We start from the raw sequence: 15,043 nt of genomic DNA on the forward strand, positions 1-15,043 counted from the left end.
CCAGGTTTCATGATGAAGGAACGACCCCATTTTGAATTCGCCCGTTGTTCCATTTGATTTCGAGGGCTGTATTGCCGCTTGTGCCCAAGGAGACCGCCACGCCTTGCAGGCGCTCTATGAGCATGAGGGGGCACGTTTGCTGGGCGTCGCACGGCGCATCGTGCGCGACCAGGCGAGCGCGGAGGACATCGTTCACGATGCCTTTGTGCGTATCTGGACACGTGCCGCCAGCTATGACACATCGCGCGGTTCAGCACGCGGTTGGGTCTACAGCATCACCCGTCACCTGGCGCTGAACTTCGTGCGTGACGGCCGCTGGGAAACCGACCTGGACGAGCCTGGCATGATCGCGGCTGTAACCCTGGCCCCGGAGCTGGACGACCTGCAACTGTGGTCAGGCTCGGCGAAAATCTATCGCTGCCTTGAGCAACTGCAACCCGCTCCACAGCGTTGCATCCTGCATGCGTATGTGGACGGTTGCAGCAATGCCGAAATCGCAACCCTGCTGGGTGCGCCGCTAGGCACCGTGAAGGCATGGATCAAGCGAAGCCTGAAGGCCCTGCGGGAGTGCATGACATGAAGCGTACCCCAGGTGATGACAGCGCCGAGGACCTGGACGACCTTGCAGCCGAGTATGTGCTGGGTACCTTGAGTGGCGAGCAGCGTGCTGCCATGCAGGACCGGTTGAAAACGGAGCCGGCCGTACGCGCCGCAGTGGATGCCTGGGAGGCCCGCCTGCTCGAACTGACCACGCAGGCTGAACCCATCACGCCAAGCCACCGCTTGTGGGGCCGGATCGAGCGCAGCCTTGAAGAGGCTCAACCGACTTGGCATCCACGCGCTGGCTGGTGGCAGCGGCTTGGACTTTGGCAGGGCTTGAGCGCTGCGGGGCTTGCCGCGAGCTTGCTGCTGGCCTTGGCGTTGTTGACCAAGGCACCGCCTGTGACCACCTATATGGTGGTGCTTGTAGCCCCGTCGGGCCAGGCCCCGGGGTGGGTAGTGCAAGCCAACGATGCGAGCATGATCGAACTGATCCCGCTTGGCGTGGACGATGTGCCCGAAGGCATGACCTTGCAGTTCTGGACCAAGGGCGAGCAGTGGCGGGCACCTGTTTCGCTGGGGCTGGTCAAACCGGGCGAACAGTACCGCGTGCCGCTGAGGCGCTTGCCTGAACTTGAGCCTAATCAGCTGTTCGAGCTGACCCTCGAGAAAGCGGGCGGCTCCCCGACCGGTGCGCCAACGGGCCCGGTGAAGTTCATTGGCCGTGCGGTGAAAGTAATATGAGCCCCCGTGGTTTCTAACGTGCACAAGCGGCTTGACCCTGAAGTGGCTACAACCCTCACGCTCGTAGCCAGTTTCCTTCTACCAGGCATTCATCATGGACAACCGTATTCCTCCGCCGCTGGTCGCTACCCTGTTCGGCCTATTGGCGTGGTTCGCTGCTCGACACTTGCCGGGAACGCTGGAGCTGACTATCGAATGGCGCATTGGCCTGGCGCTGGTGGTATTGCTGGCAGGCGTAGCGGTTTGCCTGGCCGGCGTGCTTTCCTTCCGTCACGCACGTACCACGGTCAACCCGCTGAAGCCTGAAACGGCTTCGGCCCTGGTCCGCTCGGGCGTTTACAGGTACACACGCAACCCCATGTACTTAGGCTTCGCCACAGTGCTGATAGCCTGGTCGATCTTTCTCGCCTGGCCGCCAGCACTGCTGGGCGTGTTGGGCTTCGTGATCTACATGAACCGCTTCCAGATCGGGCCGGAGGAGCGGGCCCTTGCCAGCCTTTTCGGGGGCGAGTTCACGCGATACCGCGAACAGGTCAGGCGTTGGCTCTAGAAACGAAACGTCTGCCATCTGCCGAGCTTTGCCACCCGGCTCCCGCAGTTATGGGTTGTTTGGTTTCCGAACGTGAGTGGCCGCTTTCGACCCATAGCGGACATTGGAGAAACTTAGGTGTGCGAGTATTAAGTAAGCGTCCGGAAACTCACTTTCCGAACGGTGAGTAGCAGTGGGAGGTTGCTAGCTGGCCCAGTTTTTGTTGCTGGCGCTTGCTGCAGCGTATGCCTACACTCCAAAACCTATAATACCAGTGCAGAACGGCGGACAAGCTCTTGCAAGGGCGTTCACAAGGATATGTCGAGTTGGATCGTGAGCAATTACCTACCAGCAGGAGCATTTTGAAAACAGAGCCGCGCTTGGGAGCGTTGCTTGCACTGGGAGGCTTGTTGGTGTTGGGCATGCCATGCGTGGAAGCACGTACGCTGTCCCAGATTCGGGAAAGCGGCGTCCTGCGCATATGCGTGGCTGGCTCAAGCGCTTCCTTCTACCGGACTAACGCGGAGGCGTTCGCGCGGTCACTCGGTTTACGCCCACAGGTAACGGAACTGCCGAGTTTCGATGCGCAGTTTCACGACGATCGGGGCGAGACCGTACGCGAGGCAAGCTACGACCCGAAGCTACTCGCCGACGGCCGCTGCGATCTTTATCCAAATGACTTGCAGATCGTCCCTTGGCGCGAAACGAAGATGTTGCTCGTGCCCTATTACCGGGTACGCAACCTGGTCATCGCCCATCGCTCCAACCAGTCCCTTGGCAACGAGGTGTCTGATCTGCTCGGTCTGACGGCGGCAGTGCAGAAGGGTACGGGCTACGAGCAGTGGATCGATGAAGCCAACCGCGGTCCTCTATCCAGTCAGCCGGTCAGAATCGTCTATGCGCCAACCGAGCAGGCTGTGAAACTGGTAGCCGATGCGAAGGTGGATTTCACGGTGTTGGGTAGTGAAAGCGCGCTGCGCTGGGCCCGTGAAGATCCCGAACGTCTCTCCATTGCGTTTCCGGTCAGCGAAGCGACCAGCGTTGGGTGGGGTGTTGCGCGCAACGCGCCGGATCTCGCACGAGCGCTGGAGCAGTTCTTCCAGTCCAGCAATCGCATTGATTCGCCGCTCGATGCGAGCTGGCGGCGGTACTATCGCGTATCGCTCATGGAATACCGGCTGTTCGAGGAGTCCCTCAACGAGGACGGCCTCGATATTAAAACCGTAATGAGATGGGCGATCCCGAGCTTGGTCGCGGTCCTGCTGTTGCTCGGCGCCATGCTGGCCTGGAACCGACGCCTCAACCGGGAAGTAGACGAGCGCAAGCGCGTTGCCGCAGAGCTAGCCGAGCGCGAGGCTTTCACCCGCGCGCTCATGGATACCAGCCCCGCCAGCCTGGTGCTGGCAGATCGGAACGGAGCTGTCAGGGAAGTAAGCCAACGCTTTTCACAGGCGACCGGTTATGTCAGCGAGGACCTGCTCGGGCGCAACGCCACGAGCCTGTATGTCGACCCTGAGGAGCGCGAGCGCTTCCTCGAACTGCTGACACGAAATGGCAAGGTCGAAAACTTCGAGACCCGCCTGCTGCACAAAAATGGATCAATTCTCTGGGTTCTGGTCGGTGCATCATTCGTGACAATCCACGGTGAGACCCTGGTCGCCAGTTGGGTGCGCGATGTCACGGATCATCATGCGGCAGCAGTGGCGCTTAGCGAAGAACGCGCGCGGCTGCAGGCAATCCTCGATACGAGTCCAATCAACATAGCCTTTTCTACCCAGGGCGTGATCCGCTTCGCCAACCCCCGCTTCTGTGAAACGTTCGGCGTAGGCGTCGGTGACGCTGCTTCGCAGATTTACGCGAATGAGCATGATCGCGAAGCCATCGTCGAACGCCTCACGGACGACGGCATCGCAAAGGACCAAGAAGTACCGATGCGTGACCGGCAGGGGCGCGAACGCACCATACTTGTCACCTACCTGCCAATCCAGATCCAGGGGGAGCAAGGGCTGCTCGGCTGGCTGCAGGACATCACCGAGCGCAAGGCAGCAGAGCACGCGCAGCAGCGGGCGAAGGAGATTGCTGAAGAGGCGACGCGGGCAAAAAGCGACTTCCTTGCAAACATGAGTCACGAAATCCGCACGCCCATGAATGCGATCATCGGCATGTCTTACCTTGCGCTGAAGACTTCGCTGGACCAGCGGCAGCGCGATTATGTCTCGAAAATCCACAACGCGGGCACTTCGCTGCTTGGCATCATCAACGACATCCTCGACTTCTCCAAGATCGAGGCCGGCAAGCTTAGCGTCGAGGTAGTGCCATTTGAGATAGACGCAGTGCTAGACAACGTGTCCTCGCTGATTGCGCAAAAGGCCTACGACAAGGCCATTGAGCTGCTGTTCGACCGGGCGTCGGACGTTCCCGAGACGCTGCTTGGAGATCCGCTGCGTCTGGGCCAGGTCATCCTGAACCTGGTAGGCAACGCAGTGAAATTCACCGAACAGGGGCAGGTTACGGTCGTGGTTCGCAACCTGGGCCGCACCGGCGACAAAGTTCAACTGCAGGTTCGTGTCCGCGATACCGGTATCGGCATGACTCCCGAGCAAACCGGGCGACTCTTTGAGGCCTTTGCCCAAGCCGATAGCTCCACCACGCGACAATTCGGTGGTACCGGCCTGGGCCTTGCCATCTCGAAGCGCATCGTCGAGTTGATGGGCGGAACGATCGCGGTTGACTCAGAACCGGGCAACGGCAGCACGTTCTCTTTCAGTGTCTGGCTTGGTCTTGACCAGCACATGCGTACGCAGCGCCAGATTGTCCCTGCGGAGCTCGCCGGAGCGCGCGTCCTGGTCGTCGATGACAATGCCGACGCGCGCCAGATCCTTTCCGACATGCTTCTCGTAGCGGGGCTTTCGCCGGTCGCGGTGGCGTCAGGCGAGGCTGCTCTGGAGAGCCTTCGCGGTGCTGCGGCCGACGACCCGTTCCGGGTGCTATTGGTGGATTGGCAAATGCCAGAGATGGATGGCATCGAGACGACGCGCCGGGCGCTTGGCCTGCAGCCTGCACTGTACGCCATCATGGTCAGTGCATTTGGGCATGACGAAATGCACGCCGCTGGGCAAGCGGCCGGCATTCGCGCGTTCCTGGTCAAGCCGGTCAACCAGTCCTCGCTGGTAGAGGTACTGGTCAACTTATTCGCGCCGCAAACGGGCGTGGTGGCGCTAACCGTACCCATTGCGCAGGCGAAGGTGCTCGCCGGAGTGCGCCTGCTCGTCGCGGAGGACAACGAAATCAACCAACAGATTGCCAGGGAGCTTCTCGAGGCTGCCGGTGCCCTGGTGGAAGTTGCCGGCAACGGCTGCGAGGCGCTGTCGATGTTGGCTGCAGCGCAATACGACGCGGTGCTGATGGACGTACAGATGCCGCAGATGGATGGTCTCGAGACGACCCGGCGTATTCGCGTCGGGCCTCACTGCGCACAGATCCCGGTGATTGCTATGACCGCACATGCCAGGGTCGAGGACCGGGAGCGCTGTATCGAGGCGGGCATGGTCGACCATGTGACCAAGCCCGTGGATCCGCAAGCACTCATCGCCACGGTTCTGCGCTGGGTCGTACCTCGGTCGGCGGCAGTGGAGCCGTCCAGCGCCGCATCGGGCGAGGAGCGCCTACCGGACATTCCAGGGCTAGATAGCGCCGACGGACTGAGGCGAGTGGCGGGCAATCGCCAGCTATACATCAAGCTGCTGGGTCAATTTGCCGACCGCAGGGCTATGGAAGGGCAAGCGCTGAGGAACGCGCTACGTGCGGGTGATCGGGCGACGGCCGAGCGAATGGCCCACACCGTGAAAGGCGTTGCAGGCAACCTCGGTTTCAGCGGCCTGCAAGCCATGGCCGGTAAGCTGGAAACCGCGATCGGGGCACACGCTGAGTCGGACGCATTGGTGAATGAATTGATCGAGGCGCTCTCGCTGGCCGTGCATGCAATCCGTCAAGCGCTGGGTAGCGGCCAGGCAGCACCGGCGGTGGTATCGAGCGTCGACTGTGCACAGCATGCCATAGCGCTCATCCACCTGCTGGAGGCCAATGACGGAGCAGCGCCGGATTATATGGAACAGTATGCGGATTCGTTGCGCGGAGCACTCGGCCAGGACAGTTTCGAGCAGTTGATGAATGAGGTGAACAACTTTGACTTCGAGGCCGCACGGCTAACCCTCAAACGTGCATCGACGGCCCGCGATACCCCGTGCTGGAGGGAACATCATGAGTGAAACGCTAAACTACCCACTTCCCCCGATCATCCTCATTGTCGATGATACGCCGGAGAACATTACGCTGATCAATGGCCTGCTGAAGGACATCTACCGCATGCGGGTGGCCATCAGCGGTGAGCGCGCGCTGAAGGCAGCGGTGCAGGAGCCTCGCCCGGATCTGATTCTGCTCGACATCATGATGCCTGATCTGTCGGGGTATGAGGTGGCAGAGCAGCTCAAGCGCGATCCGCGCACCGCTCATATCCCGATCATCTTCATCACCGCCATGGCGACAATGGAAGACGAGATCCTGGGTTTGCAGATGGGCGCCGTGGACTACATCACCAAGCCGATCAACCCACCCATCGTGCTGGCACGGGTGGAAACCCAATTGAAGATCAAGGCGGCCGCCGACTTTTTGCGTGATCAGAAGGCTTACCTTGAGCAGGAAGTCCAGCGCCGCACCGCCGAGGTCATCGCTATCCAGGATGTGACCATTCAGGCCATGACCTCGCTGGCCGAAACCCGCGACAATGAGACGGGTAACCACATTCGACGAACTCAGCACTACGTCAGACTACTGGCCGAGCTGCTTCGCGAACATCCGAGGTTCCAGCAGTTTCTCAATGAGGAAAGTATCCGCCTGCTGTTTAAGTCAGCTCCGTTGCATGACATCGGCAAGATCGGCATACCCGATGACATACTGCTCAAGCCGGGGCGCCTCACGCCGGAAGAGTTCGAGACGATGAAGACCCATACGGTACTGGGACGCGATGCAATCCGGCATGCCGAAGAGCAGTTGGGCACCTCGGTGGGATTTCTGCGCCTGGCCAAGGAGATCGCCTACAGCCACCACGAGAAGTGGGACGGTACCGGTTATCCCGATGGGCTGAGTGCCGATGACATCCCCATCAGCGCCAGGCTCATGGCATTGGCGGATGTCTATGACGCGTTGATTAGCCGACGCGTATACAAGAAAGGCATGTCACACGATCAGGCGCTGGAGATAATCCGCCAGGGATGTGCTACGCATTTCGATCCAGATATTTGCGAGGTTTTCCTGGCCAACCATGAGCAATTCCAGGCTATCGCTGTGCGTTTTGCTGATCGCGGTCAGGATGGCTAATCAACGCATCGCCGTGAAATCAATGCCAAGGGCTTTTGGTCATTTTTTTGAGGTTTTGAAATGCCCCCTAGAGGCAATGCGAACTCCATCTATTATTTGGCATCACATCTGCCTGAACGTCCGTTATGGTTCGTGGTTATCCACGCCACGCGGCCCACCACCGTTTCGCGGATCGCGTGCTGGCTGACCAAAGCGCTCAAGGTGTCTGACTGGATCGCTTCACCATTCATGGCGCCAGATCCCGCCGCCGGCGTGCGGCGGCGTCTTCAACGGCGATAAACAACCCCTCAATCGAAGCGGGGGTTAGCGCATGTGCGGCTTCCACCCCCTCCACAAAACCTTCTGCGCGCTCTTCGGCCAGTGCAAAGGCAGGCACATCTGCTGGGCGGCCGAGGCGTGCCAGGTGATTGGCGAGTTTGGTGCGGACCAGATCGGGCATGCTGACACCATTGCGCGAGAATACGACGCTCATTCTTTCACCATTATTGTTGAGGTGAGGGATAACGCCAGGAAGGCGCTTCCTGATCGAATTAGCGGTCACTGCGTAAAACCACCGCTGTGGGGGTTGGTCTACAAGCGCAGGGGGGGCTGGTTTTCACCGGCCCACAAAAAAGCCCCCACACTGGCTTCAAGTGTAGGGGCCTTTTGAACATAAGCGGCGTTATTGGTAACGCGAACTAGCCGACGCGCGCGGCATCCGGTTTGCCGAATTCCTCGGACGTCATCTCACCCAGGTAGGACAAGCTGCTCAGAATTGCATTGGGTTCAGCCCCGGCAATCTTTCGAGCTGCGACAATCGGGTAAGCAATGACTGCTATTGGCCGATTTCTGCCCGTCGCGAAGGGCAGCTGTGGGTCGAATCGCGACGGTCATACCTCGACCGTCGCTGGACGCTGTCAGACCTCCGTCTGTTCTGCCATCTCCAATGCGTCATCGACTTCAATGCCCAGGTATCGCACGGTGCTTTCAAGCTTTGTATGGCCGAGCAGGAGCTGAACTGCTCTCAGGTTCTTTGTCCTGCGATAGATCAGCGATGCCTTCGTACGTCTCATCGTGTGGGTGCCGTACATAGCTGGATCTAGCCCAATAGACTTTATCCACACTTTGACGATTCGGGCGTACTGCCGGGTGGAGAGATGCACTGATGCGTGTAACCGGCTTGGAAAAAGACAATCCTCGCTGTGGAGCTGGGCTTGATGTATCCAGGCCTCTAGGGCCAGCCGCGTTTGCTCTGTAATTTCAAACTGCACGGGTCGTTGGGTTTTCTGCTGCATCACTATTGCTCGCGATGACACGTGCTCCCCATGAGCAACGTCGCGTACGAGAAGCTTGGTCAGATCGCAGGCTCGTAGCTTGCTGTCGATGGCCAGATCGAAGAGGGCTAAATCACGAGTTTTCTCCGCGATTTGGAGCCTTACCCGAATGGCCCAGATATCTTTCAGTCGGAGCGGAGCTTTCTGCCCGACCAATTTTCCTTTATTCCAAGGCTGATGGCTGCTGGTCGTAATGGCGTTCATGGCTTGTCCTCCTTGTGAGGGAGGACAAGGATGGTCATCCCGACCCAGAGGCGCTAACCGACCCTTGGCAGGCATAGCCTCTTCGGTAGCGCCTGATCCATATGGACGCTCCTGAGTTCCACCATGGGCCTCGGCCGTCGGAGGCTGAATTCAAGCTGGCTCCTCGCTAAGCCCCACCGTTTAGTCCTAAGGCAAGTCAAGGATCACCAAGACTTTCCTGACTGTTCATAGTCGTAGTGTTAATATGCTATGACGTGAGTCATATTATTGATAAATGGGTTCCAGGGAGCAGGTTTACCTTGCCCAAAATTTGGATGATTGCAATCGAAAATGACAGATTACCAGCCGATTGACATCGCACCTTGGTTACGCAAACACGCTTCGAGGCTGCAAAGCCCTTTTGAACAGCTATTTGTTTTCAACGTGCTGGCCCATGTTCCCGGCATCAATCTAGATTCGGTGGACACGCAGTATTGTTTCACCGATACGGAAGGCGGTACCCGCTACTGTGATTTCGTTATTCAGGAAGGTGAAACGCTACGCATAGCCATTGAAATCGATGGCTATGACAAGACCGGTCGCGGGGCCGGCATGTCACATGCGGAGTTTGTCGATTGGCAACGACGCCATGCCAGCCTGGTGGCACAAGGTTGGGATGTAATTCGCTTTGCGAACTATGACGTAAAGCATTCGGCTAAACGCTGCATTGAGCACATCTCGCTGCTTTTACGAAGCGAGCGTAGCAAAAATAGCTATATGGAATCCCTCATCGTCAGGGAGCACGCGCTGCGCGCTCAACTGGAACAACAAACGGGCGCGGCCAACGTGGCCCAGAATGAGTTGAAGAAGGTGCAGGGGCTGGTAGCGGCAGCCACAACAACTCAAGGACTGTCTGGATCAGAACACAAGCGGTTGTTCCAATTAGAGCAGGCGCAACTGGAAGTTGCGAACCTCAAGAGAGAGACCAAACTAATGAAAACGACCATTTGGGCATTTGTGGTGCTGATCATGGCCATGATGTATTTCATGTTCCACCGAATGAACGAGCCAGCGGGGTACTCACGCGTCAACGATGTACCTTCAGCGTCAATAGAATCATTACCCATCACGTTAGCAACCATATCTACACCATCCGGCGAAAGTTTGTCGGGACAGTCCTGCAAAGATCCCCTTAACTGGTCAGGTGCAGTGCATCAGGAAGGTCAAGTTAAGGCATTTGCAGGGAAGGTGGTTGAGGTTGTGTCCCGCGGGAACACGACCGGAAAGCCAACCTTCATTAATTTGGGCGAAGCATTTCCCTCCAAACGACGATTGACCGTCATCATATGGGGGGAAGATGCCGAAAAATTCCGGGAAAGCCTAAAACATGGTCTTCAAGGCCGTACAATTTGCGTGCAGGGAAAGGTCGGGCAAAAAGATGGAGTGGCACAGATTATTTTGAAGGATCGTGCTCAGCTTAGTTATCCAGCGAATAAAGGGAATGCGGAGAACTCGGGCGCATATGAGGATGATGGTGAATCAGACCCAGACTATGATCTTTGACGCATACCGCTAACCTCTGTGAGGGGCTGCTTTGGGTCGAAAACGGTCGTTCGCGACCTGCAACTCTCGACCCATCGCAGACATAACATCAGGCAGCCCCCAACCCGTGCAAACCCTCCTGGCCAGTACATATGCATCAGCTACGCTATTCCAGCAGGCAGGAAGCTGATAGCGGGGCAAGAGAATGACAATCGGCCGTCGAGATGATCTCGCCTATTCCATATTGCTGATCACCCCCTTGATCGCTTACGCAAGCACTGGCGCCGATCCTTTGTACACAGGTGCCTGGTATCTCCTGGGTGTACCTGTGGCGACGCTCTTGCCGGGTTTGATCCTGCGCGTCCCCGCGCTGTTTCTGACTGGTACGACAGCAGCAGCGCTGGCGAGCCTACTGGCCTACATGAACATCATGTTCAACCTGCCACGCCCCGATGGGCTACTTGCACTTGGGCACCTGTTTTCCATGCCCGGCATGTGGGTGGGCTCGGGCATGTCTGCCTGGCTATTGAGACATCGCGTGAAAGCGAGCTTGCCATGGCTTGTTGCAGGCATTGCATTTCTGGGCGCAACCCTTGGCTTCATGGTCCTCCAGATGCTCGCGTGCACTACGGTGATTTATTGCGGTGCCTTGTCTTTTGGGGTGTGGGGATGAGGGAGTGGCGCGTCTGCTCCTGTTACTGGACGGCCACTTGCCAACCACTTTTACCCGTACGTCACCACGAGTAAGTCAGGCTGCCGATCACTGTACGGCGGGTGCCATAGAACACGGTTTCTTCATAAAAGCCCGGGGTGAAGTAGCGCTTGTCGAACAGGTTGCTCGCGCTCAGGTCCACCGAAACGCCTTCAAGATCCTCGCTCAGGTGCGCCAGGTCGTAGCGCACGCTGGCGTCTGTGAGGGTGTAGTGAGGGACTTTGACCGTGTTCTTGGCGTTGTAGGAGGAACCGACATAACGCTGGCCGACGCCCATGCCCAGGCCTTCCAGCGGGCCGCCTTGCACGGTGTAGTCGAGCCACAGCGAGGCGGTGTCCTTGGGTACCGAGATTGGCACGTTGCCCTCCAGGCTGTAGGCGGTTGCGCCAGTGCCCACGGTGTTTGCCTTGGTTACCTCGGCGTCGGTGTAGGCGTACGAGGCGATCAGGTCGAGGCCTCGGGCCAGCTCGGCCTTGCCTTCGAGTTCGACACCACGCGAACGCTGCTCGCCGGTTTGCACCTGGAAGCTGGGGTTGGTCGGGTCGGTGGTGGTGACATTCTTCTGGGTCAGGTCATAAACCGACAGGGTGATGAAGCTGTTGTAGCCTGGTGGCTCGTACTTGATACCCACTTCGTACTGCTCGCCCTCGGTGGGCTTGAAGTAGCTGCCATCCTGGGCCGTACCTGAGGTCGGCTGGAACGACGTACTGTAGCTGGCATAGGGGGTGATGCCATTGTCGAACAGGTAGGCCAGGCCCACGCGACCGGTGAACTTGTGGTCTTTCTGCACGTTGCGGGTGTCGTTCAGGTAGCTGTACTCGCGGCCCTCGACCCAGTCTTTGCGCCCGCCCAGGGTCAGGCGCCATTTGTCCAGGCTGAGCATGTCCTGAACGTACACGCCTTTTTGCGACACGACGCTCTTGCCGTCGGTCTGCAACGCGCTGTTCCACGTCGGGCTGGCGTTATACACCGGGTCGAAGATATCGACAGTCTGGTTTGCCGCGACACCGCGGCGCGACTCACGGCCTGAGTAGTGGCCGTAGTCGAAGCCCACCAGCACATCGTGGCCAATGGCGCCGGTGTTGAAGTGCCCGCCCAGGTTGTTGTCGAGCAGGAACGTGTCGGTGTTCTTGGGCCGCTTCTGGTAGCCGAAGGTGTAGGTACGGCCGTCGGCGCCCAGTTGGCCACTGTTGCGGGCACCGTTGCTGATGTAATCGACGTCTACCTTCATGTAGCGGGCGTTCTGGGTGAATTTCCAGTCATCGCTCAGCTGGCGTTCGAAGATGTAGCCAAGCGAGGTGTTCTCCACCTCGTTCTTGCTCACGTGCGGGTCGCCCAGGTAAGTGCTCGACGGGATGTGGCCGAAGGGCGTGCTGGTCAACGTACCTTTCACCGGAAAGCTCTGTTCGGCGCCGCCCTTGCGGGTCTTCAGGTAGCTGGCCAGGACGGTGATGCTGGTGGCGTCGTCAGGCTTCCAGGTGAGCGCGGGGGCAACGTAGGTGCGGTCATCTGGCGAATGGTCGACCTGGGTGTCGCTGTCGCGCTTGAGCGCCACCAGGCGATAGGTGAACTTGCCGTCGTCATCCAGCCGGCCGCCGAGGTCGATGGCGCCTTGCTTGCGATCGAAGCTGCCGCCCTGAATCTGGATTTCGTGAATGGCTTCGTCGGTGGGGCGCTTGCTGGTCAGGTTGACCATGCCGCCCGGCGCCATCTGGCCATAGAGCACCGAGGCCGGGCCCTTGATCACGTCGATGCGTTCCAGGCCATAGGTCTCGAAGTCGGTGTCGTACTGGTTGAAGCCGCTGCGCAGGCCATCCTTGTACACACCGAACAGGTTGAACGAACGGAAGCCTCGCATGTAGATGTCCGGCGCCCCTTGGCCGCCAACGTAGTCGATGGCGCGAATGCCCGGGGTGTAGGCGACTGCGCTGTTGAAGTCCTGCACACCGCGTTTGTCCATTTCGTCACGGGTGATTACCGAGATCGACTGCGGCACTTCACTGATGGCGGTATTGGTCTTGGTGCCGACCGCGGAACGGTTGGCAACGATGCCGTCGATGCCGGTGGTGACACTCTGCTCCGCGCGGCCACTGATGGTCGACACCGGCAGCGTCATGCCGCTCGCCGGCTGCGCCTGTTCCTGCAGGGAGTAGCTGCCATTGGGCAGGCGTACTGCCTGCAAGCCAGTGCCAGAAAGCAGCACGGCCAAGCCGGCATCGATACTGTAGCTACCGCGAAGCCCTTGGCTATGCAGGCCTGCTACCTGATCGGCAGGGTACGACAGCAGCAGGTTGCTTTGGTGGCCGAACCGGTTGAGCACATCGCGCAAGGCGCCGCCGGGTATGTCGTAGCTGCGGCTGGTCGTCTCGGCACTGACGATACCGGTGGCGAACAGCAGGCCGACACCGGCAAGCGAGGGTGCCAGGCTGCCGGCCATGGCGAAGGTCAGTGCCCGAAGGCGAAAGGGGTGGTTCATGCCGTGCTCCACAAGAATGATCGAGGTCTTTCTGGTGGAGACTCGCGAGCGCGGTAAACAGACCACCTTTGTCGCGATTTTTTCAGGCGTTGGTGTTTTTCGGTTCCAGCGTCACCCAGTAAGGGGTGAATCGGCGTACCTCCACACCCAGCGTAACCCCGAGTGTCTGCAGGATGCGGTCAGTGTCGGCCAACGGATAGGTACCGGCGACGCGCACATCGGCAAGGCTGCGGGCGCAGCCCAGGTGGCCGCGACGATAACGGCCAAGTTCCTGGAGGAACTGGCCCAGCGGCATGTCACTGGCCATGAGCATGCCGTCGGTCCAGGCCCGGTCGGCCTCGCTCAGCGCACGCAATGGGCCGACCTGGTCGTGAGTGAACATTAGCTGTTGCCCGGCCTCCACGGGTACGCCGGCCAGCCGTTCCGGGTACAGCGTGACCACGCCGTCACGTACTGCAAGCCGGCTGTAGCCCGGTTCCTGGCGAAGCAGAAAACGCCCCTGCGAAGCCTCGACCCAACCCTGTTCGGTCTGTGCCCGGAACGGTCGCAGGGCGCGGTCCACCGCAACCTGCACTTGTACCTCGCCGCGCAGCAGGCGCAACTGGCGTACGGCCTGGTCAAACCGGACATCCACCGCGCTATCCGTGTTGAGCAGCAACTGGCTGCCATCGGCCAGCGCAATGTTGCGCTGCTCGCCAACCCCACTGTGATAGTCAGCGCTCAGGTTCTGCCACAGTGGTGTATTGCGGCAGCTCCATGCCACCGTACCGGTGCCGACGGCCAGCACCAGGGCCTTGAGTACGGCGCGCCGGTCAAGGCTGCTGCCGGGCGAAGCGGTCAGCGCGGCATGGGCAATCGGGGCATGGTTGGCCAGGCCGGACAGCCGTTCGGTAAACGCCTCGACGTGCTGCCAGGCGCGGGCGTGTTCTGGGTCCTGTTGCAGCCAGCGCTGCCATTGCTCGACAGTGCCAGCCGGGACCGGCGGCGTTTGCAGCTCGATCATCCATTCGACGGCCCGCTCGGCGACGGCAGGGGCGATGGTGGCGGTCATGGCTGGCTCCTGCTCATTGGGCGAAGCAACATTGCACACCGGCCTTGACGATGTAGCGCTTGACCGTGGTCACCGACACCCCAAGCCGCTCTGCGATCTCGGCATGCGCCATGCCGTCAAGCTGTGACCACAGGAAGGCCTGGCGCACCGGCACTTCCAGCCCGTCCATCAGGCGGTCGAGTTCCTGCAATGTCTGTAACAGGATCGCCTGTTCTTCCAGCGAGGGCATCAGTTGCTCGGGTACGCTGGCAAGCACTTCAAGGTAGGCGCGCTCCAGCTTCTGCCGGCGGAAGTGGTTGCTCAACACGCTGCGGGCAACGGTCACCAGCACGGCGCGCGAATCACGGATCTGGACCGGCTCATGCCTGGCCAGCAGGCGCACGAAGGTGTCCTGGGTCAGGTCTGCGGCGCTAGCACAGCAGCCCAGCTTTCGCCGCAGCCACCCTTGCAACCAGCCATGGTGATCGACGTACAGGGCGTGGAAATCCGTTGCAGGTGAGGCGTCAGTCGTTGACATGGTGAAGTGCGCGTCAGCCAATCAAAAGATAATAATTAACATGCGTAATTGATAATTTCT

General features: G+C 59.5%; 12 protein-coding genes. 7 read left to right on the forward strand and 5 right to left on the reverse strand.

Going from position 1 to position 15,043, the window contains the following annotated elements; all coding sequences use genetic code 11:
• Positions 1 to 31: 31 nt before the first annotated feature.
• From AK81_RS09115 to AK81_RS09135, 5 genes are all read left to right on the forward strand, one after another.
• Positions 32 to 580: a sigma-70 family RNA polymerase sigma factor gene (locus tag AK81_RS09115; protein ID WP_043198425.1), complete on the forward strand. Its 549-nt coding sequence runs from the start codon at positions 32 to 34 to the stop codon at positions 578 to 580.
• Positions 577 to 1,284, forward strand: coding sequence for an anti-sigma factor (locus tag AK81_RS09120; protein ID WP_043198427.1), 708 nt, complete (start codon positions 577 to 579; stop codon positions 1,282 to 1,284). The genes AK81_RS09115 and AK81_RS09120 overlap by 4 nt, the downstream gene beginning before the upstream one ends.
• 94 nt (positions 1,285 to 1,378) lie before the next feature.
• Positions 1,379 to 1,834, forward strand: coding sequence for a methyltransferase family protein (locus AK81_RS09125; protein WP_043198428.1), 456 nt, complete (start codon positions 1,379 to 1,381; stop codon positions 1,832 to 1,834).
• A 305-nt stretch (positions 1,835 to 2,139) separates the two neighbouring features.
• Positions 2,140 to 6,081, forward strand: coding sequence for a response regulator (locus AK81_RS09130; RefSeq protein WP_028614249.1), 3,942 nt, complete (start codon positions 2,140 to 2,142; stop codon positions 6,079 to 6,081).
• Positions 6,074 to 7,189, forward strand: coding sequence for an HD-GYP domain-containing protein (locus AK81_RS09135; RefSeq protein ID WP_028614250.1), 1,116 nt, complete (start codon positions 6,074 to 6,076; stop codon positions 7,187 to 7,189). Before AK81_RS09130 ends, AK81_RS09135 begins: the two co-directional genes overlap by 8 nt.
• A 226-nt stretch (positions 7,190 to 7,415) precedes the next feature.
• Here the strand turns inward: AK81_RS09135 and AK81_RS09140 are convergent, their stop codons facing one another.
• Positions 7,416 to 7,661: a hypothetical protein gene (locus tag AK81_RS09140; protein ID WP_033733270.1), complete on the reverse strand. Its 246-nt coding sequence runs from the start codon at positions 7,659 to 7,661 to the stop codon at positions 7,416 to 7,418.
• Between the two features lie 424 nt (positions 7,662 to 8,085).
• Complete coding sequence (locus tag AK81_RS09145; RefSeq protein ID WP_043198430.1) at positions 8,086 to 8,706, reverse strand: tyrosine-type recombinase/integrase; 621 nt, start codon at positions 8,704 to 8,706, stop codon at positions 8,086 to 8,088.
• 330 nt (positions 8,707 to 9,036) lie between these two features.
• Between AK81_RS09145 and AK81_RS09150 the strand changes: the two genes are divergently transcribed.
• The gene (locus tag AK81_RS09150; RefSeq protein WP_043198432.1) at positions 9,037 to 10,248 is read left to right on the forward strand and encodes a DUF559 domain-containing protein; all 1,212 of its coding nucleotides are present in this window, start codon (positions 9,037 to 9,039) and stop codon (positions 10,246 to 10,248) included.
• Between the two features lie 184 nt (positions 10,249 to 10,432).
• On the forward strand, positions 10,433 to 10,900 hold the full coding sequence (locus tag AK81_RS09155) for a hypothetical protein (RefSeq protein ID WP_043198433.1): 468 nt from the start codon (positions 10,433 to 10,435) through the stop codon (positions 10,898 to 10,900).
• 61 nt (positions 10,901 to 10,961) lie between these two features.
• Here AK81_RS09155 and AK81_RS09160 read toward each other — a convergent pair whose 3' ends face one another.
• From AK81_RS09160 to AK81_RS09170, 3 genes are all read right to left on the reverse strand, one after another.
• Entirely contained in the window at positions 10,962 to 13,415 is a 2,454-nt protein-coding gene (locus AK81_RS09160; RefSeq protein WP_050491853.1) for a TonB-dependent siderophore receptor, read from the reverse strand.
• A gap of 82 nt (positions 13,416 to 13,497) precedes the next feature.
• Positions 13,498 to 14,466, reverse strand: coding sequence for a FecR domain-containing protein (locus tag AK81_RS09165; protein ID WP_043198434.1), 969 nt, complete (start codon positions 14,464 to 14,466; stop codon positions 13,498 to 13,500).
• A gap of 13 nt (positions 14,467 to 14,479) precedes the next feature.
• Positions 14,480 to 14,983, reverse strand: a complete 504-nt coding sequence (locus AK81_RS09170) for a sigma-70 family RNA polymerase sigma factor (protein WP_043198435.1) — start codon at positions 14,981 to 14,983, stop codon at positions 14,480 to 14,482.
• Between the last annotated feature and the right edge of the window lie 60 nt (positions 14,984 to 15,043).

The sequence above is a fragment of the Pseudomonas putida W15Oct28 genome (genome assembly GCF_000708715.2).
GTDB classification, from domain to species: domain Bacteria; phylum Pseudomonadota; class Gammaproteobacteria; order Pseudomonadales; family Pseudomonadaceae; genus Aquipseudomonas; species Aquipseudomonas putida_R.